Raw genomic sequence first — 22285 nt, 5'->3', positions numbered from 1 at the left:
GTAATAGCTATCAAAAATGAATTCAGGGAGCGGCTTGCAGCCATTGCACCAGGGTTGCCGCTCCGATGCCGCCGGCACCGGCGATGGCTGCCAGGCCGAGTGCGGCCTTGGGTGTCGATGACTGGGCCTGATACTCAAGCTGAGCCAGGCAGCGCACCAGCGCAATCGCGCCTGACGCGCCTATCGGGTGACCGCGCGCCAGGCCGCCGCCTGCGCTGTTGATCTGCTCGGGCGCAAGGCCCATGGCGGTGCAAAAGGCCAGGCCTTGCACGGCAAAGGCGTCATGCAGTTCGATGGCCGAAAGATCCCGGGCCAGCAACGGCGAATGGTGCGGCCTGACCAGCGCATGGCTGCCTCGGGCCAGCGCCATCTGCGCCGCCGCAATGGCCGCCAGCAGCGGTGTTTCTGGCGCAGCGCCCACGCTGGCGCTGGCCAGCCATTGCGCGCGGGGCTGCAGATTCCAGCGGGCGCAGGCCTCGGGCGTGGCCAGCAGGATCAGGGCCGCACCATCGGCTTTGGCCGAGATGGTCAGGGGGCTGAGTGCGTGGGCCGCGATATCGTCGGCACTCGCGCCCTCACAGCTGCCCCGGGCCAGGGTCGGCATGCGCGCGGCACGTGCAGGCTGCAGCGCGCGCGGATAGGCATCGGCCTCAAGTCCTGCCATGGGCACGATTTCCGGGGCGAGTTGCGCCTGGGCGGCCAGGGCCCGGCTGTGGCTCAGCAGCGCGTACTGCTCCTGCCGGCTGCGGCTGAATCCATGCGCGAGCGCATAGTCGGCCGCCGATTGCAACATATCGGGATCGCGCTCGGGATCGGGCGCAAATGGCGGGCGCTCGTAGCTTTGGGGTTGCTCGCTTGGGAGCTGCGGGCGGGTCTGGCGAATGGGGGCGCGGCTCCAGGCCTCGATGCCGCCGGCAATCACCACCTCGGCCTGACCCGATTGCAGCAGACCCACGGCCATGGCCACCGCATCCAGGCCCGAGCAGCACTGGGTATCGATGGTGTGCGCGGCGCAGCCATCGGGCAGGCCTGAGGCCAGTGCCAGCATGCGCGCCGGGTTGCCGCCAGCTCCCAGGGCGTTGCCGACGACGACCGCATCCACGGCATGGGCCGGCAATCCGCTTTGCTGCAGCAGTGACAGCAGCAGCGGCCGGCCCAGTTCATGAGGGCTGAGCTGGGCCAGGGCCGAGCCTAGCGGAGCCACCGGGCTGCGTGCCCAGGCAATGATGGGGGTCTTGCTTGGCATGGGCCTCAACTCTGCCACGGCCGCAATGAGGGGAGCAGGGCAGGGGATATGGCAGCTCCCGCAGGCCCGGCCATGCTGGCGCGCAGGGCCTGGGCCAGTTGGCCGTGGTCGGTCTTGCCGCTGGCTGTCTGCGGCCAGTGCTCGCAAACCCACCACTGGCGTGGCACCTTGAAAGCTTCGGTGTGCTCGCGCAGCCACTGGTTCAGCTCCAGGGCCGAAGGCGTTTTCGCCCCTGGCCTCCATTGCAGCACAGCGTGTACCTGCAGGCCTCGCAGCGCATCGGCCTGGCCGTGCAGCGAGACCTGGGCAATCGCCGGGTGGCTGGCCAGCAGGTTCTCCACTTCCTCGGGAAACAGGTTCTTGCCCTGGGTGACGATCATGCGGCTTTGGCGGCCTGCCAGGCACAGCATGCCGCGTTCGTCGATATGACCCATGTCGCGCACGGACAGCCAGTCGCCATCGCGCAGCACGGCCGTGGCGTCATGGGCGTCGCCCACATAGTCCATGAACAGCATGGGACTGCGGATATAGATCAGGCCGTCGCTGGCATGGCTGGTGTCATGCTCGGCCAGCGCATTCTCTGCGGCATCGCTGCCGGTGGGGCGAATGGATAGCTCCACATTGCTGAATGGCCTGCCCACTGCCTGCGGGCCGCTGGCTTCGTCGGCATCCATCCAGGCGACAAAACTGGCTTCGGAGGCGCCATAGAACTCGATGATGCGGGCCTTGGGGAACAGAGCGCGCAGCGCCGGCGTGTGGGCGCGCATCCAGCGCGCGCCGCTGATGGTGATCAGCTCGACCTCGGGAATCGGTGCGAGCAGCCGATGCTCGGCCCATTGCAGCATCAGCAGCAACTGGCTGGGCACGGCGACCAGGCAGGGGGTGTCGCCGCGCGCCAGGGTTGCGAGACAGCGAGAGGCCGAGAACTTCTCCTGCATGACGGCGCCGCAGCCATACCAGATGCCTTGCATGGCGCCGAACAGAAACAGCGAATGCGAGATGCGCCCCGGTGCCAGCGTGCGCTGGGCGACGACGGGGCCGAAATCCTGCAGGCCGACGCGAAAGCTCTCCGTCCACGACAGATGGTGGCGCTTGAAGCCCTTGGGCAGGCCGGTGCTGCCCGAGGTAAAGCCGGTATAAAAGGCTGCCGTCGGTGCTGCCGATTCCAGCTCGCAGGGCTGCGCGGGCAGCCAGCTTTCGATGCGCTGGCGCACGGCAGGTTGCCAGTCGGGGTCGGCAACCGCCGCGCAGCGGCCGCTGTGGATCACGGCCAGAAAGTCCACCAGCCGCTCCAGCGTTGAGCGGCTAGCATCCAGCAGCAGCATTTGCGGTGCGCGTTGCGCCACCAGACGTGCCGAGCGCTGCTCGACCTCGGCATGCAGATCGCCAAAGGTCCAGGAGCCGGCCTCGCTCTGCAGGGCCACCACATCGGGCCGGTGTTGCGCCCAATAGGCCAGCGGGCCATGAACCAGCTGCCAGAAGCCCTGCAGCGGTGCCGCCGCGGACAGCGCGTTCACCGGCGACCGCCAAAGCGCCAGTCAGGCATTCCGCGCGCCACGGTGTGGACGATGATGGCGCAGAGAACACATTTGATGAAGTCGCCGGGGACAAAGGCCAGCGTCACGGCAAAGGCCTGACTCAGGCTCATCTTGGCGATCAGCATCAGGCCCAGCACGCCAAAGGCATGCAGGCACAGCAGGCCGCCGATCAAGGAGGCGATGAAGGCGCTCAGCGCCGTGCGACGCGGCGTGCTCTGCGGCAGGGCAGCCATGATGGCGCCAGTGATGCCTGCGGCCAGCATGTAGCCGATCAGATAGCCGGCAGACGGTGCCATGAAGACTCCGATGCCGCCGCGACCGCCCGACAACAGTGGCAGACCTACGGCCACGGCCGCGAGAAACAGTGCCATGGACTGCAGGCCGCGCCAGGGTCCGAGCATGACGCCTGCCAGCATCACGCCCAGCGACTGGATGGTGATGGGCACGCCGAACGGCAGGTCGATCTTGGGAATCAGGCCCATCACGGCCATCAGGGCGGCGAACAGCGATACCTGAGCCATGGAGCGTGCGCCGCCGCGCGATACGGTGTGAGAGGGTGTGGTAGTCATCAATGCTCTCCTAGAAACCCAGTCTTGCCCAGAGGGCGTCGGCCACACGGCGCGTGGCCTGCAGCATATGAATCGTCAGCGGTGCAATCAGGCGCAGGCCGCCGCTTTTGCCGGTGCGCAGGCGGTATGCCTCGTCCAGCTTTGTCCATTGCACAAAGAAATGTTCGGTAAAGCGCAGCATGAGTGCAAGCTGCATGGCCACGCGCTCGGTGGGGATGCCCAGGCGGGCCAGTGGGGCCAGCAACCATTCCAGTACCTCGACCAGATCGCTGGGGCGGGTGGTGATGGTCAGCGCAATGCCCAGGGTCGAGGCGCAGATCAGCCGCAGACTGCTGACGGCTGCCAGCAAAGGGTTGCCCATGAAGACATGAAAGCCCGCCACCAGCAGCGCCGCGACGATAACCGAGCGCATCAGCCGGCGCGCCACCTGTGTGGCCTGACCCAGCGATATCCAGAGAACCAGGCAAGCCACGCCGCAGCACGCCAACACCCAGGGGTTGGCTATCAGAAACAACAGCGTACCGAAAACCGCCAGCAGCAAGAGCTTGAGGCCGGCCGACCAGCGATGCAGCCAGGTCGCAACTTCGCTGTAGAGACTACCCATGTAGGTCTCCTTGCGGGCTTTTCTTCAGCAACTGCTCCTGTACGGAGGTCTCGTAGGCGCTGCAGATGTCGCGGCCAGGGCCGTCGCCACGCAGCCGGCCTTGCTCCAGCCAGATCACGCGCTCAAAGTCGCGCACATGGTCAAGCACATGGGTGGAGACCAGCACCTGTTGCGGTGCGGTGGCAATATCCTGGGCCAAGCGAGCCTGACCGGGCAGGTCCAGGCTGGCAAAGGGCTCGTCCAGCAGCAGCAGTTGCGGCGCCGCAATCAGCAGCGAGAGCCAGCACACCTGCTGGCGCTGGCCCTGGCTCAGACTGCTGACGGCCCGCTCGGCCCAGTGGGCCAGGCCGCGTGCGGCCAGCAACTCGCGCGCCCTGGCTCTGGCTTGCTGCTTGCTCAGGCCCTGGGGGCGAAGGCCCAGGGCCAGTTCTTCCTCCACGGTAGGGAAGATGATCTGGTCGTCCGGGTTCTGGAACATCAGGCCGATCAGGCCGGGCTTGTGCTCGCGCGCCTGCAGCAAGGGCATGCCATCCACCAGTACTTGTCCGGCCTGGGGCAGCTCGAGCCCGCAAAGCAGGCGGAACAGGCTGGACTTGCCCGCGCCGTTGTTGCCGATCACGCCAATGCGCGTTTCAGTCAGGCTAAGGCTCAGGCCGTCAAACACCTGGGTCTGGCCGCGCTGCAGCCGTATATCGACCAACTGCACACCCTGTTGGGCGGGGCTTTGCAAACCGTCACTCATACATCAGCTCCAACTGCGGGAATGGCAGGGCTGCAAGGCGCCGGGCTGGAATTTGGATGGCAAGAAACGAAAAGGGCTGACATACGGAGGAATCTGAAACCGTGCCCCGGCTTCAAACATACGAGGCAGCGCTGGTGGCGGATTCTAGCGCTGTGAATTTGCTTTCAAAAGCCCGCCATCTGAGCTCTTTTTATGTGAATTTTCTATAAGAATTGATTTCTTTACCTCGAGCGGCTGTCTGTTGTCATTTGGCCCGCATTTCGTGGCAGTTGTACCCCTGATGACAGCGTGTTGCAGAGTGAAGAATTTCTGTGTGCCGTTCTTGCCTGCTTCAGGGGTTAACTCCGCTCAAACTGCATACGCATCGGCATGGAAATTGATGCGATTGACTGTGTTTTGACGTGGCTTGCAGGGCTGATGAGCGCAAGCTTGTTGCCGGCGCCTGTCATCTGGCAGGCAAACCGGGGCTGGATTGGCGGCTTTCGGGCTCAAGCAGGCAATGTACAAGCACCAGAATTTTTCTGAAAAAATCACTTTTGATCTATCCGGATGTGAAAAAAGCGGGCTCTGGGCCCGCTTGATGCTGTCCGACAACGCGGATGACATGTTTAGAACTGGTAGCTGAGGCTGGTGCCGGCCATCCATTGACGTCCCGGAGCGGGCTCGTAGTAACGTCCGTTGCCTTCGTTGACGATGACCGAGCCCACATAGTTCTTGTCCGCCAGATTGTCGACGCGGGCAAAAGCACTGAGCTTCCAGGCGCCCAGGCGTTTGGTGTAGCCAACGCTCAGGCTGGCAACGTTGTAGCTGGGGGCATAGACCTGGTTCTTGTCGTCAGCGGCAATACGGCCCACATGACGCCAGTCCAGACCCACACGCCAGTCGGTGGCGGGAAGCCATTCCAGCCCCAGGTAGCCGAGATGCCTGGCCGTACCGGCAATGCGCTTGCCGGCGGGAGTGCAGTCCTGGCCCTTGCTGTCGCAATAGCCGCTGCGCAGACTGGCATCGAGCAAGGTCAGCGCGCCGTTCAGGCGCAACTGGGGCATCAGCCAGGTGCTGGTGCTCAGCTCCATGCCGCGGCGGCGGGTCTTGCCGGCATTCTGATAAGAGGTGCGGCCGTTGTCGTTGCTGGCCACCACGATTTCATCGTCGGTGCTGGTCTGGAACAGCGCGGCAGACCAGTCGCCGCGCAGTCCGGCCACATTGAAGCCTTGCTTGATGCCCAGCTCGGCACTGGTCGATACCGCAGGTTTGAGGCCGAAGTTCAGACCGCCCGCCAGATCGGGGCGGTACGAGATCTCGTTGAAGGTCGGTGTTTCCATGCCGCGACCCAGCGAGGCATAGACATTGATGTCCTGATTGAGCTCGTGCTGGAGCGAAACAACCGGCAGCAGCTTATGGAATCCGGCATTGCCGCTGTCGTTCTTGTCGGCCAGGAAATGGTCGCGCGATTGGAACTGCACATTGCTCCAGCGCAGGCCGGCATCGAGCTTCCAGCGCGGTGCAAAGGCCCAGGAGGCTTGCAGATAGGGGTCTATGCTGGTGAGGGTGTTGCGCTCGTCACGCACCAGCTCGCCGACCACGCCCAACTGGTTGCCCACAAAGTTCTTGTAGCCCTGGCGGTCTTCCCTGACAGTGTTGGCGGCCAGGCCCGCAATCAGGACCAGGCTACCGCTGCCCAGCTCGTATTTGCCGCTCCAGCGCGCATCGATGCCGCCATAGTCGCGCTTGAGGCCGATGACGCCGCCTTTAAGGCCAGCCTGGAAGTTTGGGAGAATGGATTGAAACTGCATCATCTCGCGCTGACCTGCATAGGCCATTAAGCGCAGAGCATTGCTGCCATCCAACTGGCGCTCGTAGGTCAGTCCAGTCTGCGTCTGCTTGACGCTTTTGCGCGAATTCATTTTGATAGCGTTGCCGCTGACCTCCTTAGGATTGAGTACCCATTTTTCAGGCTCAATACCACCGGGATCCTTGGCATCGATGTCCACATGGTTGGCCACCAGGGTCAATTGGCTGTATTCGTCGGGCTTGACATCGATGCGGGCGTTGAACAGGTTTTTGTCCGCCGCGCTCTGGGCCCGGTAGCCGTCGGTGAGAAAACGGCTGGCGCTGAGCACATAGCCAATCCCGTTGGCTTCGCCCTTGGCCTTGAGGCCCAGGCGCTTCTGGCCGTCGCTGCCCAGTGCAAAGCTGCTTTGCACCGAGGGCGCGCCTTCACCACGTTCGGTATAGGCATTGATCACTCCGCCAGAGGCATTGCCGTAGAGCGCGGAGTAGGGGCCGCGCAGCACTTCCACGCGCTCCAGCGAGGCGATATCGATATTGTTGGTCTGACCCTGGCCATCGGGCATGGTGGACGGGATGCCGTCCACATAGATCTGTATGCCGCGCACGCCGAAGGTGGATCGTGCGCCAAAGCCGCGAATCGACAGCTGCAGGTCTTGCGCGTAGTTCTGGCGGTTCTGCAGCTGCAGACCCGGAGCTGCACTCAGGGACTCCGAGAGATTGACCTGCAGATTGCGCTCGCGCATGCGCTCGCCGTCGAGCACGGTCACGGAGGCCGGGGTTTGCTCAAGTGCAGACTCCTGCAAGGTGCTGCGCACGGTGACTTCGGACAACTGGGGCAGTTCCGGCTGGGCGGCGGCTTGTTGGGCTGTTGCGGACTGTGCCGTCAGCAGCAGTCCGGCGGCGGCCACAGGCCAGCCTGCCAGATGACAAAGGCGCGAAAAATGCATGTGAATATCTCTGGGGCTTGGGGCGGGCGTTCAGTGCCCTGGATGGCTTGCAAGCTCTGCTGACGCAGTCCATCGACGCGACATGCCGCGCTTTCAGGCATGGCGTACTTGCGTGATTGTCGGCGCCGTGGCAGGTTACGTCTCAGGCAGCTTGCGGTGCTGGGTCGATTGTATTTGGGCAGCAGTGTTTTGATGTTCTTGCTGTAGATGTCCTTCTTGTCCGTGCTGGAGCCTTACCCCAGGTTACAAGTGACGCGACTTACATGCGGCAGCTCGGGCTCCGTGCAGCGACGCCGTTGGGGTAAGATGGCGCCGCGCTCCGGGGTGCACGCCAGTGCTGAGATCTACACCCGCGAACTTGACCCGGTTCATACCGGCGGAAGAAGAGCTTGCAAGCTGACCTCAGGGCAGTGCGTTCTCGCATGGTCAGCAAGCCTTCGGAGCATGACGTCCCCGCTCTCGAAGGAATTTCATGGACAAGGCCGCTTCGCTGGTCGCAGATCTGCTTGCTTTCATCGCAATGGATGACTGCACCGACGACCAGTTCAACCAACTCGCCCTGCGCCTTTTCGCCTACCAGTACGAATGCAATGCGCCGTTTCGCAGCTTTTGCCAGCGACGCGGTGCCACGCTGCGCAATGTCAGGAGCTGGCGCGATGTTCCGGCCGTGCCCATCGATGCCTTCAAGGCCATGGAGCTGCGCAGCGAGCCGCCGTCGCCCGCCGAGCGCGTATTCATGACCAGCGGCACGACGGGCCGCGCCGCACGTGGACGTCATTTCCATCCGCAGCTCGATGTCTACGACCTGTCCATGAAGCGCTATTTCGCCAGACGCTTCATGCAGGGTCTGGAGCGCATGCCGATGGGCATTCTGTTTCCCGATGAGCAGGCCATGCCCAATTCCTCGCTGGCCCACTATCTGGCCCTGGCCCGGTCCGAATTTGGCTCGACGGACAGCCGCTACTATCTGAACTCGGAAGGGCTGGACATGCCGGCCCTGTGTGCCGCGCTGGAGGAGTCCGAGCGCAGCGGCCAGCCTTTTGCGCTGCTGGGCGCGAGCTTCAGCCTGGTCCATGTGATGGATGCCCTGCGTGCGCAGGGCCGCAGCTTTCGCCTGCCTGCAGGCAGCCGCGTACTGGATACGGGCGGCTACAAGGGGCAGTCGCGCGAGCTGCCGCTCGAGCAGTTCTATGCCGAGCTTTCGCAGCTGCTGGGCGTGCCGCGCAGTCTGTGCATCAATATGTATGGCATGACGGAGCTGAGTACCCAGTTCTATGACGATGGCAATGCGATTCTGCCCTCGGTCAAGTCCGGTCCGCACTGGATTCGCTCGCGTCTGGTGGAGCCGATCACCGGCAGGGACGTGGCAGCTGGTGAGCGCGGCATTCTGGTGCATTGCGATCTGGCCAACTACAACGCGGTGACCACCATACTGACCGAGGATCTGGGCCTGTGGGCCGGCCCGCAGGAAAAAGACGGCTTTTTGCTGCTAGGGCGCGCCGAGGGCGCCGCCGCCAAGGGTTGCTCGCTGGCGGTTGAAGAGTTTGTGAAAGCTGCCGGCGCATGAGCAAGCAGCGCAAGGTGCAGCGTATCAAGGCAGGCTACCTGCCGGGCCTCGGCGACGACGAAGTGCAGTGGCAGACGCTGGACTTCGAGTCCCGCGACGGCCAGAGGCTGGAAGTCAGCGTTCCCGTGCTGACGGCGCCGCAGATGCAGGCACTGGCCTGTCGCGTGCGCGCGGCCGCCGCCATCCATCTGCGTCCCATGCCGGTGGCCAAGATCATCGATGCTGTCGATCGTGCGATGGCCCGCCTGCTTGACCGTAACGACATCTACCGCCAGCAGGCCGAAGCCTGGCTGCCCGTGGTCAGCGGCTATGACGCTGATATGGTGCGGTTGGGGCTGACAGGATTTTTCAAGACCTTTCGTGCAGCGCAGCTCAAGCGCTTTGTGGCCGAGGATTTTGCCAATCCGGCGGTACTCGATGGTTTTCAACCGGCAGCCAAGGGCGGGGCCGTACGTGCTTTCGGCCCGGATCTGCTGGTGCATAGCTGGGCCGGCAACGTACCTGCGCTGTCGCTGTGGAGCCTGGTCTGCGGCTTGCTGGTCAAGGCCCCTGCGATTGGCAAGCTGGCCAGTGCCGAGCCTTTGTTTGCGGGATGGTTTGCACGCTTGCTGGCAGAGGTCCACCCGCCGCTGGCCGATTGCCTGGCCGTGGTGTGGTGGCGCGGTGCAGGTGGCGAGGAGGCCGACGCGCTCTATACCCAGGCCGATACGGTGCTGGCCTATGGCGGCAACCACACTCTGGATGCGTTGCGTCGTCGCCTGCCCGTGACGACGCGCTTTTTGCCCCATGGCCACAAGCTGGGCTTTGGCCTGATCGACGCGCAGGCGCTGGATACGCTCAAGGCTCCGGCCATGGCAAGGCTGGCGGCCTGGGACGTGATGCGCTATGACCAGCAGGGCTGCTACTCGCCCCATGTGTTCTATGTGCAACGTGGGGCGCCGGTCTCTGCGCGTGCTTTTGCCGACTATCTGGCAGCCGAGCTGGCCAATCTGCAGCGACGATTTGCACGCCGCGAACTGGATCTGGAAGAAGGGGCGGCGCTGGCACGCTGGCAGCAGAACATGGAGTGGGGCGGTGAAGCACACCAGCTGCTGGGGCCTGTGGATGCGCCCTGGAGCGTTGCCTACAGCGAGAGTCTTCAGCCCTTGGCTCCGACCGCGCTGTACCGCACGATTGCCGTGGTGGCTGTGGACCGGCTCGATTCCGTGCTGCCCGTGGTGGCCGCTCAGCGCGACTATCTGCAGACCGCCGGCATTGCTGCCGGCCCCGAAGAGCTGTACCGCCTGGCGGGGCTGCTGGGCGCGGCTGGCGTTACGCGTATCAGCGCCATCGGCTCCATGAGCATGCCCGAGGCGGGATGGCACCATGACGGGCGCTTCAACCTGCTGGATCTGGTGCGCATGACGGAGATCGAGCAGTCGGCAGAACTTGCGGCCCAGCCGCTGGCTGATTATGCGGATTGAGGGGGCGGGTACAGCCGTGGCATTCATGGAATTCAAGCAGGCCCGATTCAGCTACCCGGGACGAGTGCCCGTGGTGGATGGCGTGGACTGGCAGGTCGGGGCTGGAGAGTTTCACTGCCTGCTGGGGCGCAGCGGCTGCGGCAAGACCACGCTGCTCAAGCTGGCGGCTGGCCTGCTCAGGCCCCAGTCGGGGCATGTCTTGCTGCGCGGCACCGAACTGGCAGCGCCGGGGCCGCAACTGGGCTTTATGTTCCAGGCGCCGACGCTGCTGGACTGGCATACGGTGATCGACAACGTGCTGCTGCCTGTATCGCTGCAGCGCAAACCCACGCAGCAGGACCGACAGGCGGCCATGCAGTTGCTGGAGCAACTGGGCCTTGCCGGCCATGCCCGGCTTTACCCAGGGCAGCTCTCGGGCGGACAGCAAAGTCGCGCGGCGCTGGCGCGAGCCCTGGTTCTGGAGCCGCCGCTGCTGCTGCTCGACGAGCCTTTTGCGGCGCTGGATGCCATTACGCGTGCCGAACTGCAGGACGATTTGCTGCGCACCTGCCAGCGCCATGGCACGACGGTGCTCTTTGTTACCCACGACATCAACGAGGCTGTCTATCTGGGTGACCGCATTGCACTCATGCATGGCGGCCGCATCGTGGACGACTGGTCCGTCGAGCTGCCACAGCCGCGCCAGCAGAGCCTGCGCCACGGTGCGGTGTTCAACGACTATTGCGCGCGCATTCGCGCATCCATGGACCGGGGTGGCGCATGAGCGGCCTGCTGAACAGAACACACTGGCTGTCCGCCTCGCTTTTGATAGCCGTTCTTGCAATATGGGAACTGGCTGCGAGGCAATTTGGTTTGTCGGCGCTGGTGTTGCCCGCGCCCTCGGCGGTGGCGCTGTCGCTGTGGTCGGGTCTCGCGTCCGGCTATTTCTGGCCGCATCTCTGGGCTACCTTGCAGGCCTTGCTGCTGGGGCTACTCGTCGGCAGTGCCGTGGGCTTGCTGGCTGGCATGGCTCTGGCCGAGTCCGAGTTGCTGGAGCGCGTGCTCAAGCCCTATGTGGTGGTCAGCCAGGTCGTGCCCAAGCTGGCTCTGGCGCCGCTGTTCGTGCTGTGGTTCGGCTTCGGCATGCTGCCGACGGTGCTGATCACGGCGCTGATCTGCTTTTTCCCATTGATGGAAAACACATTGACGGGCCTGCGGCAGGTGGATGGCCAGCGCCTGCAGCTGTTTCGCATGCTGGGCGCAACCAGGCTGCAGACCTTGCTGCGCCTGAAACTGCCGACCGGACTGCCCGCGATTCTGGCCGGGCTGCGCGTGGCCGTCGTGCTGGCGCTGGTCGGTGCCGTGGTGGCCGAGTTCATGGGTGCAAGCCAGGGCCTGGGCGCCGTGGTCATTGCCGCCCAGGGAATGATGGACACCACGCTGATGTTTGCGGCGCTGGTGCTGATCGCCGCCATGGGCCTGCTGCTGTATCAGGCCTGCCTTGTTCTGGAGCGCTATTTGCTGCGCTCTCATCACTTTTCAACCTCGCAGTCGGGCGACCGGGCCTGACTGCATCTTCAAACCATTTGTCATGCACTCCAGCAACCAGACTTCGTTCATCTCTCGCCGCAGCCTGCTCGGCGCCTGTGCAGGCCTGAGCGGCCTTGCCATGACCGGCACCAGCATGGCGGTTCCTCTGCAGGGCAAGATTCGCCTGGCGGGCTGGAGCAAGCCCATCAGCGAGATCACCAATATTCTGGTCGAGCCCGAAAAAGGCTTCTTCAAGGCGAACGGCGTGGAACTGGCCTATCTGCCCGGAGCAGGCGGCGGCGATGCGATTCGCAACATCCTCAGCGGCCAGGCCGACGTGGCGTTTACCGATCCCGGCTCCTTCTTCATGGCTCTGGACAAGGGCGAGAAGCTGGTGGCGATCTACGACATCTATCCGCAGAACGTGTTCAATGTGGTTTCGCTCAAGTCCTCGGGCATTCGCAAGCCCGCAGACCTCAAGGGCAAGAAGATCGGTGTCTACAGCCTTGCCAGCGGCACGCGCCAGAACCTGTTGGTGATGCTGCATCAGGCCGGCCTCAAGGAGTCGGATGTGAGCATTGTCGTGACCGGCCTGTTGAACTTTGCGCCCCTGATGCAAGGGCAGGTTGACGCCACGGCCGCCACGGATACCGGCCTGGCTGTGGGACTGCGCAAGGGCATCGGCGAAGTCAATGTGATGCAGGTCAGCGACCACCTCAATATGTCCAGCGACATGTTTGTGGTGCGCGAGGAGGTGTTCCAGCAGAAGAAGGACTTGCTCAAGGCCTTCGTCAAGGGCTACCGCGAAAGCGCTGCCTGGATGATGGCGAATCCCGAGGAGGCCTCGGTGCTGGCCAGCAAATATGCCATCGACGGCACGCGTCGCGATATCAATCTGGATGTGATCCGCCTGCGTAACGCCTCTTCCATGCCGGCAGTCCAGGGCCAGCCGCTGGGCAGTTTCGATATGGCTGCGCTGCAAAAAGGCGCCGATGCCTATCGTGCGCTGGGCATGGTGCAGCGTCAGATCAAGGTGGCGGATGTGGTTGTGCCGCTGTAAATCTCCCCCTGAGGCGCACCGTTTGGGCGGCGCCGAGCTTTGGGGAGGGGTACGACAGCATCAGTGCAGGGCGCCGAGCCGCCAAGGCACTTGCTTGCTGTCTCCTGCCTGTGGCCTGTCAGTGTTTGAGCGGAAATCGTGAATATGAGTCAGTCTTCTTCAATGGGCTTGCGCGGCAAGGTGGTGCTGGTGACGGGAGCCAGCCGCGGCATTGGCGCGGCGATTGCCCTGGCGTTTGCGCGCGAGGGTGCGACCGTGGCCGTCAACTACCTGTCCAATGACGAGGCTGCAGCCAGCACCGTGGATGCCTGCCTGGCCGCGGGCAAGGACTCGGGCGGTGATGCCTGGGCGGTCAAGGCCGATGTGGGCTCGCCCGATGCGGTGCAGGGCATGGTGGACGGCATCGTGCGTGAAGCGGGGGGCATTGATATCGTGGTCAACAATGCCTTCAGGCCCTATGCATTCGATCCGGAACGCCGCAGCCGTTTTGACGATCTGCAATGGGCGGACTATCAGGCCCAGTTCGACGGGGCCGTCGGTGCAAGCTTCAATGTCTGCCGTGCGGTGCTGCCGTTGATGCGCCAGCGCGCGCGCGGCAGCATTGTCAACATTGTCAGCAACCTGGTGGAGCAGCCAGTCGTTGCCTATCACGACTACACGACATCCAAGGGGGCTTTGCTGGCCTTCAGCCGCAATCTGGCCAGCGAGCTTGGGCCAGTAGGCATCCGCGTCAACTGTGTAGCACCCGGTCTGGTCTATCCCACGCAGGGTACGCAGGACAGCAAGGAGTCTTTTCGTGAATCGCTGATGGCGGCCACGCCGCTGCGGCGGCTGGCACGGCCCGAAGATGTGGCGGGGCCGGTGCTGTTTCTGGCGTCGGAACTCAGCGGTTTCATGACCGGGCAGCTGCTGCTTGTCGACGGCGGTCTGGTGATGCGCTGAGCTGCCGGGCAGCAAGGCAAAGCCTGCCTGCCTTCTTGACCTTACTGCTTGGCGGTTGCCTGGGCGTGATCTATCGCATCGATGATGGCCACGCCGGTCTGCTGCACGCCGGGAGCGTTGAAGCCGGGGCCTGGCGTGACGGCAGGGTGGCTGAGCAGCTTCTCGGCCATGCTGGGCGCTGCGGCAGGAGCGCTGGCCTGTACGGGGGAAGGCGGATTGGCGGCAGGCTTGGCAGTTGCCTGTTCGGTGGAGTCCAGATAGTCGTTATAGCGCTTGTAGGCCTGACGCTCGCTGCGAGTCTGCTCCTGCTGCTGTGAATGCTTGAAGTATCGATAGGCGACCGTACCCAGAATCAGTGCTGCCACCAGAAATACGGCAATAGCGGTGACGACGAGGTTTTCGTCGGAGCGCTGAGGCGATTGACGGACGGCGGTGGGCATGGGACGGGAAGCTGGCATCTGGGAAAGCATGTTCGAGCAACCGAGACTCGGACCTGATCGGTATCTAACTGTTTTCAGCGTATCAAAAATAGCGGGTTCAGGCCTTCAGATCGGCAGCTTTTTCCAGAACTTCAGTCGGAAATGTCCAAAACCTTGGTCGTGAGCAAGTTTGTTGCGCAAAAAAGCCGGTACGCCCTGGGCGGTACCGGCTTTTGCAGCTTTGCCTGCTATCAGGCAGCGACGGCTTGTGCTTGCTCGATCTGAGCCTTGGCTGCTTCCATGGCGGCAGCCTTGGCGTCGGGGCCCATGGCCACGCCTTCGGCTCGAACGATGGTCACGTCGGTCACGCCCATGAAGCCGAAGATCACCTTCAGGTAGCTTTCCTGGTGCTCCATGGCCTGGCCCGCTTCGCTGGTGGAGTATGCGCCGCCGCGAGCGGAAGCGACGATGACCTTCTTGTCGCCGGCCAGACCCACGGGACCGGTGGCGGTGTACTTGAACGTACGGCCAGCCTGGGCGATGCGGTCCAGCCAGGCCTTCAGCTGCGAGGGGATGGTGAAGTTGTAGAAGGGGGCACCCACCACGATCACGTCAGCAGCCAGGAATTGGCTGACCAGCGCTTCGGAGACGGCGTTTTCCTGGCGTTCGACTTCGGTGGCAGCGGCCTGGCCGGTGCGAAAGCCCAGAGATTGCGCGCTCAGGTGGCTGGGGGCGCTCACGGCCAGGTCCAGGTAGTCCACCTTGGCTTCGGGGTTGGCCTGCTTGAGGTTGGCAACGATATCGGCTGTCAGGGAGCGGGTAACGGAACTGGAGCCAGTGATGGAAGAGTCGATGTGCAGGATTTGCATATTGGTACCTATACCTCTAAAAATGAGTAAAAGAGCACTTCTTGCCCAGCTCAGATGCTGCGTTGCGGCAAAACAGTGATTCGTTTTGAATTGCAATGGGATAGATTGTAGATTTGTTTAGATTTGGCAATAAGTCTGCAAAAATGCGATAGATCGTTCCAAATATCAATTCAATCGAGTCCAAGGATATATGCATGGTGGATCTCAACGACATGCTGTACTTCGTCGAAGTGGTCGAGCGCGGCGGCTTTGCCGCTGCGGGGCGGGCACTGGGTATTCCCAAGTCGCGCCTCTCGCGCCGTGTTGCCGAACTTGAGGCCCACCTTGGGGTGCGCTTGCTGCAACGCACCACCCGCAAGCTGTCTCTGACACAAGTGGGGGAGGCCTTTCTGCGCCACGGCCAGGCCATGCGCGATGCCGCCCTGGCAGCGTCGGATGCCGTGGCCGAAGTCCAGACCGAGCCGCGCGGCACCATTCGTGTGACCTGCCCGGTGACGCTGGCGCAGACCGTCCTGGGCGAGCTGATGCCCGAATTCCTCAAGCGCTGCCCGCTGGTGCAGGTGGAGATGCAGGTCACCAACCGCCCAGTCAATCTGGTCGAGGAGGGGGTTGATGTCGCATTGCGCGTGCGTGCCACGCTGGAGGACAGCGGCTCCATGGTCGTCAAGCGACTCGACAGCTCGCGCCAGATTCTGGTGGCCAGCCCCGATCTGCTGCAGCGTCAGGGCACGCCCAGGTCGCTGGAGGACTTGCAGTTGCTGGACAGCATGGCGATGACTGCAGTCGACGGCCATTCCAGCCTGCTGCTCGTCGGGCCCGAAGGCAAGGAGCACCGGCTGCAGCTGCAGCCGCGCTATGTGGTCGATGACTTGCTGACGCTGAAATTTGCGGCCCTGGCCGGCAGCGGCATGTGCTGGCTGCCTGACTATATGTGTCAGGACGAATTGACCCGGGGCACTCTGGTGCAGTTGCTGCCGCAATGGGCACCTCCGCGCGGCATCGTGCATGCGGTGTTCCCCTCGCGGCGTGGGTTGGCACCGGCGGTGCGGCATTTCCTGGACTTCCTTGGGGAGCGCATGCCGGGCAGCAGCATCTCTGCCGTGCAAAAGGCAGCATCGGCTTCGGCGCAGCATTAGCTTCTGCCCATAAGATAACAACAAAACATTCGTTGGGATTTGGGCAAGCCTTGCCCACAATGACTGCCTTGTTATCAGATCAGGAGCACGCCGGGCTTTTTCCTTTGGCCCGGCTGGCGCTCCGAGATTACAGGAGGCAGCATGACATCCCCATTTCGCATCGTGATCGTGCCTGGCTGGCGCAACTCCGGTCCCGGCCATTGGCAAAGCCTGTGGGCTGAGCAGCTGGAAGGCGCCGTGCGTGTGCAGCAGCAGGACTGGCTGGTGCCGCACCGCGATGCCTGGGTGGCGGAGCTGGAAAGAGTCTTGCTCTCCGATGAACGTCCTGCCGTCATCGTGGCTCACAGCCTGGGCTGCATCACGACCGCGCATCTGGGCGAGGCTGCCGCGGCGCGCGTTCATGGCGCCTTGCTGGTGGCTCCTGCCGACCCCGAGCGCCGCGCCCAGCTTGCCGACTTCGCCCCCGTGCCCTATGCGCCGCTGCCCTATCGCAGCGTGCTGGTGGCCAGCAGCAATGATCCGTTCTGCCCCATTCGCCGTGCGGGCGCTTATGCCAGGGCCTGGGGCAGCGAGCTGGTGCGTTTGCAGAACGCCGGACATATCAATATCGAGTCGGGCTTCGGAGCCTGGCCGCTGGGGCTGGCACTGCTGCAGTCGCTGACCGAGCAGGGCGGCTGGAATGCTCAGGCCTCGGCCCGGCCCTTGCAGGCAGCTGCACTTGCGGCCTGAAATCCCGGGGTTGTTTCTCTTTGATGCTTCTTTTTTTGATAGCTGCATGCACTTGCTGGTAGAGCGCTTACGGCTATTTTTTACCTTGAACTCGCGTGCTGTTTTATTCTTTATATTGAATTTCAGAAAAACAAAGAAAAATATATTCTTTTGAGTTTTAAGGAGTCGTTCGCACAATGTGTACATCTATACACATTGCTCAAGAAAAGGCAGCGAACCATGCATTCCGTGAAGCTCAAGACATTGTTGGCATCCATCGCACTGGCAGCAGCAGGCGCTGTCTCGGCACAGACTCAACTGCTCAATGTCTCCTATGACGTGGCCCGCGAGTTCTACAAGGATTACAACGCTGCCTTCATCGCTCATTACAAGAAGACCAAGGGCGTGGACATCAAGGTGGATCAGTCCCATGGCGGCTCTAGTGCCCAGGCCCGCGCCGTCAATGACGGCCTGGCTGCCGATGTGGTGACTTTCAACACGACCACCGATGTGGATTTCCTGGCCCAGAACGGCGTGGTCGCCAAGGACTGGAACAAGAAGTTCCCGCATGACGCATCGCCCACTACATCGACCATGCTGTTCCTGGTGCGCAACGGCAATCCCAAGAACATCAAGGACTGGTCCGACCTGGTGCGCCCAGATGTGAAGGTCGTGGTGGTCAACCCAAAGACCGGCGGCAATGGTCGCTACGCCTATCTGGCAGCCTGGGGTTCGGTGCGTGAAAAGGGCGGCACCGATGCGCAAGCGGCCGAATTCGTGCAGAAGCTCTACAAGAACGTGCCTGTGCTGGGCAAGGGCGGCCGCGATGCGACCAGCATCTTCTTGCAGCGCAATATCGGCGATGTGCTGATCACCTTCGAATCCGAAGTCGTGTCCGTGGACCGTGAATTCGGCCAGGGCAAGGTCGACGCGGTCTACCCATCGGTGAGCATCGTGGCCGAGAACCCTGTGGCTGTGGTCGAGCGCACCGTCGCCAAGAAGGGCACGACCCAGCTGGCCATCGACTATCTGCAATGGCTGTACTCTGACGAGGCCCAGGAAATCGCCGCCAAGCATGCGATCCGTCCTCGCTCCGAAGCGGTGCTCAAGAAGCACGCCGACCAGTTCAAGCCCATCAAGCAGTTCACCGTGGCCAAGTACTTCGGCTCCCTGACCGAAGCGCAGAAGGTGCACTTCAACGATGGCGGTCAGTTCGACAAGCTCTACACCCCCGGTAAATAAAGATCCCCCCTGAGCGGCCATGCCGCTTTCCCCTCTCTCGCTGCGCGGGAGGGGGCGACGCCCCAAGCGTAAGGGGCGGCCCTTGCTCGGCGTCCCTGTGGGGCGCCTGCCTGTTCATAGGCCCGGCATGTTGGCTGCAATCACTTTTTCTACATTGCCTTTTGAATATGTCCTCTGCTGCTCTAGCCCCACGCAAGGCGCGTAGTGCCAAGCGAGTGTTGCCCGGTTTCGGGTTGACGCTGGGCTACACCATTTTCTATCTGAGCATCATCGTGCTTATCCCGCTGGTAGCCCTGCTGTTCAAAAGCTTCTCATTGACCTGGGAGCAGTTCTGGACTGCGGTATCGGCGCCGGCCGTGGTCGCTTCCTACGAGCTGTCCTTCACCATGTCCTTTATTGCGGCCTGCGTGAACGTGGTGTTCGGCATGCTGATCGCCTGGGTGCTGGTGCGCTACCAGTTCCCCGGCAAGAAGGTGGTGGATGCGCTGGTCGATCTGCCGTTTGCGCTGCCTACGGCCGTGGCCGGTATCTCGCTGTCGGCGCTGTATGCGGGCAATGGCTGGATCGGACAGTACTTCGAGTCGCTGGGCATTCAGATGGCCTACAACCCCAAGGGCATCGCCATTGCACTGATTTTCATCGGTCTGCCTTTTGTGGTGCGTACCGTTCAGCCGGTGCTTGAAGACTTCGAGAAGGAGCTGGAAGAGGCGGCAACCAGTCTGGGCGCATCGCGCTGGCAGATTTTCTACAAGGTCATACTGCCGCATATCGGTCCGGCGCTGCTGACCGGTTTTGCCATGGCTTTTGCGCGCGCCGTGGGTGAATATGGCTCGGTGATCTTCATTGCCGGCAACATTCCCATGGTCTCGGAAATCACTCCGTTGATCATCATGGCCAAGCTGGATCAACACGATGTAGCCGGTGCCACGGCTGTGGCCGTGGTGATGCTGCTGATCTCTTTTGTATTGCTGCTGCTGATTAACGCACTGCAGGCATGGCAGCGCAAGGCGCAGGGAGGCCGCTGATGTCTTCGATTCACGCAGCGATTCAGGCGCTGTTTCCCAATCTGCTGCCCATCTGGGCGCATCTTTTCACCATCGTCGCCATTGCTCTGCTGGTCCTGGTCGCGCTCTACAAGATCACGGCCCCGCCCAAGAGCGCCAAGCTGGAGAAGATGACCACGACCGAGCCGCGCTGGGTGCGCTGGGTTCTGACCACAGTGGCCCTGCTGTTCATGCTGATCTTCCTGATCCTGCCGCTGCTGTCCGTCTTTGGCGAGGCGCTGCGCAAGGGCTGGGATGTCTATGTCACGTCGCTGGGCGAGCCTGATGCGATCTCGTCCATCAAGCTCACATTGATCACGGCGCTGATTGCCGTGCCCCTGAATCTGGTCTTCGGTGTGGCCGCCGCCTGGTGCATCGCCAAGTACGAGTTCAAGGGCAAGGCCTTTTTGACCACCTTGATCGATCTGCCATTCTCCATCTCGCCCGTGGTTGCCGGTCTGATGTACGTGCTGGTGTTTGGCGCCAACGGCTGGCTGGGCCCCTGGCTGGCCAAGCATGAGATCCAGATCATCTTTGCCGTGCCCGGCATCGTGCTGGCCACCGTGTTCGTGACCTTTCCCTTCATCGCCCGTGAACTGATCCCGCTGATGCAGGCCCAGGGCAGCGACGAAGAGCAGGCCGCCATTGTGCTTGGTGCCTCGGGCTGGCAGACTTTCTGGAATGTCACCCTGCCCAATATCAAATGGGGTCTGGTCTATGGCGTGATTCTGTGCAACGCCCGTGCCATGGGCGAGTTCGGTGCTGTGTCTGTGGTCTCCGGCCATATCCGGGGCCAGACCAACACCATGCCGCTGCATGTGGAAGTGCTGTATGCCGACTATCAGGCAGCAGCCGCCTTTGCCGTGGCATCGCTGCTGGCGCTGCTGGCGCTGGTGACACTGGTGATCAAGTCCCTCGCCGAATGGCGTGCCGAGCAGCAGGCCAGGGCCGCTGCCGAAGCACCGCCCGAGCGCCCAGGCCAGATCAGCCTCGCAACGAACAAAACCGCCAAGGCAGCCTGAGCTGCCCGGATCAGAACAAGAGATTCATCATGAGTATCGAAATTCGTAATGTCAGCAAGCAGTTCGGCGATTTTCAGGCCCTGCGCGATGTGAGTCTGGATATCAAATCGGGCGAGCTGATCGCCTTGCTCGGCCCATCGGGCTGCGGTAAGACCACGCTGCTGCGCATCATCGCGGGTCTGGAGACCGCCGATGTGGGCAGCATCCACTTCAGCGGTGAAGACACCACCGATGTGCATGTGCGAGACCGCAACGTGGGCTTTGTGTTCCAGCACTACGCGCTGTTCCGTCATATGACGGTGTTCGAGAACGTGGCTTTTGGCCTGCGTGTCAAGCCGCGCAAAGAACGCCCCAGCGAGGCAGTGATCAAGGAAAAGGTCATGAAGCTGCTCAAGCTGGTGCAGCTGGACTGGATTGCCGAGCGCTATCCATCCCAACTCTCGGGCGGCCAGCGTCAGCGTATCGCACTGGCCCGTGCACTGGCTGTCGAGCCCAAGGTGCTGCTGCTTGACGAGCCCTTTGGTGCGCTGGATGCCAAGGTACGCAAGGAGCTGCGACGCTGGTTGCGCCAGTTGCACGACGAGCTGCATGTGACCTCCATCTTCGTGACCCACGACCAGGAGGAGGCCCTGGAAGTGGCGGATCGCGTGGTGGTCATCAACCAGGGCAAGATCGAACAGGAAGGCACGCCCCAGCAAGTCTGGGACAACCCCGCCACACCGTTTGTCTATGGCTTCCTGGGCGATGTGAATCTGTTCAAGGGTCGTGCCAGCGATGGCCGGGTCTATCTGGATGAGGGCATGCAACTGGACAGCAGCGATGCGCGCGGTGCCCAGGACAGCCAGGCTTTTGCCTATGTGCGACCCCATGATCTGGAAGTGGAGCGCTATTCCCCGGGCCAGAACCTCGACGCCCAGGGGCGCCCCACAGGCATCGTGGCTCAGCTTTCGCGTGCCATTGTGGTCGGCCCCATTGCAAGGCTGGAACTTATTCCCTCCGAGACCACACCAAATGCCAGCCATGCCGGGGAAGACGGGTTGATTGAAGCCCAGATTCCCGCACAGCAGTTCAAGGACATGGGTCTGCGCGAAGGTGAAACCCTGGTGGTGACGCCGCGCCGGGCCAAGGTGTTCCTGGATGAGGCGGCTGGGATTTGATACCCCCTGAGGCGCTATGCGCCTTACCCCTGCCTCTCAGGCGGGAGTCTCAGAGTCGCCGAGAGGCGGCTCTGGCTTGCAGTCTCCTGCGAGGGAGTCGTGCAGGCATCAGAGGGCGTTATCCTTGGTGCTGGCATGATTCAGAAATTTCGCAGAAAGAATATTGATGCTTCAATGGTTTGAAACCGCGCCGCGGCGCATCCTGGCGCTGATCAGCGTCGCCTGTGTGGCCATGCTGGCGTTTGGCCTTTACCTGCAGCATGTGGTGGGCCTGGAGCCTTGCCCCATGTGCATCGTGCAGCGTTATGCACTGATTTTGGTAGCTATCTTCACAGGGCTGGCAAGCTTTAGAGGCCAAAAAGGCTGGTGGATGAGCTTTGGCGTTCTGGCCCTGTTGGCCAGCGGTTTCGGTGCGTTTGTGGCGGCACGCCAAAGCTGGCTGCAGTGGTATCCACCCGAGTTTGCGACCTGCGGCCGTGACTTCTACGGAATGATCGAGCACTACTCCTTCAGCCGCTCCATTCCGATGATCTTCCAGGGCTCGGGCGACTGTGCGGCCATTGACTGGACTTTGCTGGGCGGCTCCATTGCCAACTGGTCGTTTGTCTGCTTCGTGGCGTTTTTCGTGATTCTGGCCATGCTGTTGCTCAAGGGCGTAAAGCGCTGAATCCCGGCGACATCCAAACTATGAAGCCCCGGCAAGCGTAAGCT

Annotated in this window: 21 protein-coding genes; 13 read left to right on the top strand and 8 right to left on the bottom strand. The window is 62.6% G+C overall.

The genetic code is table 11. From position 1 onward, the window contains the following. Positions 1–22 precede the first annotated feature (22 nt). The 6 genes from Cth01_RS09065 to Cth01_RS09040 all read right to left on the bottom strand — a co-directional run bounded on the left by Cth01_RS09065 (position 23) and on the right by Cth01_RS09040 (position 7437). Positions 23–1246 carry an acetyl-CoA C-acyltransferase gene (locus Cth01_RS09065; RefSeq protein WP_045838998.1) on the bottom strand — a complete coding sequence of 408 codons (1224 nt, stop codon included), beginning with the start codon at positions 1244–1246 and terminating at the stop codon, positions 23–25. 5 nt (positions 1247–1251) lie between these two features. Beyond that, on the bottom strand, positions 1252–2763 hold the full coding sequence (locus Cth01_RS09060; RefSeq protein ID WP_045838997.1) for an AMP-binding protein: 1512 nt from the start codon (positions 2761–2763) through the stop codon (positions 1252–1254). Further along, on the bottom strand, positions 2760–3353 hold the full coding sequence (locus Cth01_RS09055; protein WP_034352015.1) for a biotin transporter BioY: 594 nt from the start codon (positions 3351–3353) through the stop codon (positions 2760–2762). The genes Cth01_RS09060 and Cth01_RS09055 overlap by 4 nt, the downstream gene beginning before the upstream one ends. A gap of 10 nt (positions 3354–3363) precedes the next feature. Beyond that, entirely contained in the window at positions 3364–3957 is a 594-nt protein-coding gene (locus Cth01_RS09050) for an energy-coupling factor transporter transmembrane component T family protein (protein ID WP_045838996.1), read from the bottom strand. Beyond that, a complete protein-coding gene (locus Cth01_RS09045) occupies positions 3950–4699 on the bottom strand; it encodes an energy-coupling factor ABC transporter ATP-binding protein (RefSeq protein ID WP_034379564.1) in 750 nt (249 codons plus the stop codon). The genes Cth01_RS09050 and Cth01_RS09045 overlap by 8 nt, the downstream gene beginning before the upstream one ends. Before the next feature lie 608 nt (positions 4700–5307). After that, positions 5308–7437, bottom strand: coding sequence for a TonB-dependent receptor family protein (locus Cth01_RS09040; protein ID WP_045838995.1), 2130 nt, complete (start codon positions 7435–7437; stop codon positions 5308–5310). A 472-nt stretch (positions 7438–7909) separates the two neighbouring features. Here Cth01_RS09040 and Cth01_RS09035 point away from each other — a divergent pair, with 472 nt between their 5' ends. The 6 genes from Cth01_RS09035 to Cth01_RS09010 all read left to right on the top strand — a co-directional run bounded on the left by Cth01_RS09035 (position 7910) and on the right by Cth01_RS09010 (position 13978). Then, positions 7910–9004, top strand: a complete 1095-nt coding sequence (locus Cth01_RS09035; RefSeq protein WP_045838994.1) for a LuxE/PaaK family acyltransferase — start codon at positions 7910–7912, stop codon at positions 9002–9004. Beyond that, positions 9001–10467, top strand: a complete 1467-nt coding sequence (locus tag Cth01_RS09030; protein WP_045838993.1) for an acyl-CoA reductase — start codon at positions 9001–9003, stop codon at positions 10465–10467. The genes Cth01_RS09035 and Cth01_RS09030 overlap by 4 nt, the downstream gene beginning before the upstream one ends. Positions 10468–10492: 25 nt before the next feature. Further along, on the top strand, positions 10493–11230 hold the full coding sequence (locus tag Cth01_RS09025) for an ABC transporter ATP-binding protein (RefSeq protein WP_233425133.1): 738 nt from the start codon (positions 10493–10495) through the stop codon (positions 11228–11230). After that, positions 11227–12015 carry an ABC transporter permease gene (locus Cth01_RS09020; RefSeq protein WP_045838991.1) on the top strand — a complete coding sequence of 263 codons (789 nt, stop codon included), beginning with the start codon at positions 11227–11229 and terminating at the stop codon, positions 12013–12015. Before Cth01_RS09025 ends, Cth01_RS09020 begins: the two co-directional genes overlap by 4 nt. A gap of 22 nt (positions 12016–12037) precedes the next feature. Then, positions 12038–13036: an ABC transporter substrate-binding protein gene (locus Cth01_RS09015; RefSeq protein ID WP_003070876.1), complete on the top strand. Its 999-nt coding sequence runs from the start codon at positions 12038–12040 to the stop codon at positions 13034–13036. 162 nt (positions 13037–13198) lie between these two features. Further along, positions 13199–13978: an SDR family oxidoreductase gene (locus tag Cth01_RS09010; protein ID WP_428839331.1), complete on the top strand. Its 780-nt coding sequence runs from the start codon at positions 13199–13201 to the stop codon at positions 13976–13978. A 41-nt stretch (positions 13979–14019) separates the two neighbouring features. On the opposite strand, the gene Cth01_RS09005 is transcribed toward Cth01_RS09010, so the two are convergent. Beyond that, the gene (locus Cth01_RS09005; protein ID WP_052703286.1) at positions 14020–14418 is read right to left on the bottom strand and encodes a hypothetical protein; all 399 of its coding nucleotides are present in this window, start codon (positions 14416–14418) and stop codon (positions 14020–14022) included. Between the two features lie 230 nt (positions 14419–14648). Beyond that, positions 14649–15266: an FMN-dependent NADH-azoreductase gene (locus Cth01_RS09000; protein WP_003067966.1), complete on the bottom strand. Its 618-nt coding sequence runs from the start codon at positions 15264–15266 to the stop codon at positions 14649–14651. Between the two features lie 194 nt (positions 15267–15460). On the opposite strand from Cth01_RS09000, the gene Cth01_RS08995 reads away from it, so the two are divergent. The 7 genes from Cth01_RS08995 to Cth01_RS08965 all read left to right on the top strand — a co-directional run bounded on the left by Cth01_RS08995 (position 15461) and on the right by Cth01_RS08965 (position 22241). Further along, on the top strand, positions 15461–16402 hold the full coding sequence (locus Cth01_RS08995) for a LysR family transcriptional regulator (protein ID WP_045838988.1): 942 nt from the start codon (positions 15461–15463) through the stop codon (positions 16400–16402). A gap of 141 nt (positions 16403–16543) precedes the next feature. Next, a complete protein-coding gene (locus tag Cth01_RS08990; protein ID WP_034352047.1) occupies positions 16544–17131 on the top strand; it encodes an RBBP9/YdeN family alpha/beta hydrolase in 588 nt (195 codons plus the stop codon). Positions 17132–17350: 219 nt separating this feature from the next. Continuing rightward, a complete protein-coding gene (locus tag Cth01_RS08985) occupies positions 17351–18352 on the top strand; it encodes a sulfate ABC transporter substrate-binding protein (RefSeq protein ID WP_045838987.1) in 1002 nt (333 codons plus the stop codon). A 167-nt stretch (positions 18353–18519) separates the two neighbouring features. Beyond that, entirely contained in the window at positions 18520–19377 is an 858-nt protein-coding gene (cysT, locus tag Cth01_RS08980) for a sulfate ABC transporter permease subunit CysT (protein ID WP_034352054.1), read from the top strand. Beyond that, positions 19377–20417 carry a sulfate ABC transporter permease subunit CysW gene (cysW, locus tag Cth01_RS08975; protein ID WP_034379617.1) on the top strand — a complete coding sequence of 347 codons (1041 nt, stop codon included), beginning with the start codon at positions 19377–19379 and terminating at the stop codon, positions 20415–20417. Before cysT ends, cysW begins: the two co-directional genes overlap by 1 nt. A 29-nt stretch (positions 20418–20446) precedes the next feature. After that, complete coding sequence (locus Cth01_RS08970; RefSeq protein WP_003055644.1) at positions 20447–21574, top strand: sulfate/molybdate ABC transporter ATP-binding protein; 1128 nt, start codon at positions 20447–20449, stop codon at positions 21572–21574. Positions 21575–21740: 166 nt separating this feature from the next. Next, entirely contained in the window at positions 21741–22241 is a 501-nt protein-coding gene (locus tag Cth01_RS08965; protein WP_045838986.1) for a disulfide bond formation protein B, read from the top strand. Positions 22242–22285: the final 44 nt, after the last annotated feature.

The sequence above is a fragment of the Comamonas thiooxydans genome, from assembly GCF_000964545.1.
GTDB lineage: Bacteria > Pseudomonadota > Gammaproteobacteria > Burkholderiales > Burkholderiaceae_C > Comamonas > Comamonas thiooxydans.
This window is presented reverse-complemented; position numbering and strand designations above follow the sequence as displayed.

Bases quoted from the DNA above. Each gene is read 5' to 3' on its own strand.
- Cth01_RS09065 (WP_045838998.1), bottom strand. From the start codon at position 1,246: ATGCCAAGCAAGACCCCCATCATTGCCTGGGCACGCAGCCCGGTGGCT.
- Cth01_RS09055 (WP_034352015.1), bottom strand. From the start codon at position 3,353: ATGACTACCACACCCTCTCACACCGTATCGCGCGGCGGCGCACGCTCC.
- Cth01_RS09050 (WP_045838996.1), bottom strand. From the start codon at position 3,957: ATGGGTAGTCTCTACAGCGAAGTTGCGACCTGGCTGCATCGCTGGTCG.
- Cth01_RS09045 (WP_034379564.1), bottom strand. From the start codon at position 4,699: ATGAGTGACGGTTTGCAAAGCCCCGCCCAACAGGGTGTGCAGTTGGTC.
- Cth01_RS09040 (WP_045838995.1), bottom strand. From the start codon at position 7,437: ATGCATTTTTCGCGCCTTTGTCATCTGGCAGGCTGGCCTGTGGCCGCC.
- Cth01_RS09035 (WP_045838994.1), top strand. From the start codon at position 7,910: ATGGACAAGGCCGCTTCGCTGGTCGCAGATCTGCTTGCTTTCATCGCA.
- Cth01_RS09030 (WP_045838993.1), top strand. From the start codon at position 9,001: ATGAGCAAGCAGCGCAAGGTGCAGCGTATCAAGGCAGGCTACCTGCCG.
- Cth01_RS09025 (WP_233425133.1), top strand. From the start codon at position 10,493: ATGGAATTCAAGCAGGCCCGATTCAGCTACCCGGGACGAGTGCCCGTG.
- Cth01_RS09020 (WP_045838991.1), top strand. From the start codon at position 11,227: ATGAGCGGCCTGCTGAACAGAACACACTGGCTGTCCGCCTCGCTTTTG.
- Cth01_RS09015 (WP_003070876.1), top strand. From the start codon at position 12,038: ATGCACTCCAGCAACCAGACTTCGTTCATCTCTCGCCGCAGCCTGCTC.
- Cth01_RS09010 (WP_428839331.1), top strand. From the start codon at position 13,199: ATGGGCTTGCGCGGCAAGGTGGTGCTGGTGACGGGAGCCAGCCGCGGC.
- Cth01_RS09005 (WP_052703286.1), bottom strand. From the start codon at position 14,418: ATGCCCACCGCCGTCCGTCAATCGCCTCAGCGCTCCGACGAAAACCTC.
- Cth01_RS09000 (WP_003067966.1), bottom strand. From the start codon at position 15,266: ATGCAAATCCTGCACATCGACTCTTCCATCACTGGCTCCAGTTCCGTT.
- Cth01_RS08995 (WP_045838988.1), top strand. From the start codon at position 15,461: ATGGTGGATCTCAACGACATGCTGTACTTCGTCGAAGTGGTCGAGCGC.
- Cth01_RS08990 (WP_034352047.1), top strand. From the start codon at position 16,544: ATGACATCCCCATTTCGCATCGTGATCGTGCCTGGCTGGCGCAACTCC.
- Cth01_RS08985 (WP_045838987.1), top strand. From the start codon at position 17,351: ATGCATTCCGTGAAGCTCAAGACATTGTTGGCATCCATCGCACTGGCA.
- cysT (WP_034352054.1), top strand. From the start codon at position 18,520: ATGTCCTCTGCTGCTCTAGCCCCACGCAAGGCGCGTAGTGCCAAGCGA.
- cysW (WP_034379617.1), top strand. From the start codon at position 19,377: ATGTCTTCGATTCACGCAGCGATTCAGGCGCTGTTTCCCAATCTGCTG.
- Cth01_RS08970 (WP_003055644.1), top strand. From the start codon at position 20,447: ATGAGTATCGAAATTCGTAATGTCAGCAAGCAGTTCGGCGATTTTCAG.
- Cth01_RS08965 (WP_045838986.1), top strand. From the start codon at position 21,741: ATGCTTCAATGGTTTGAAACCGCGCCGCGGCGCATCCTGGCGCTGATC.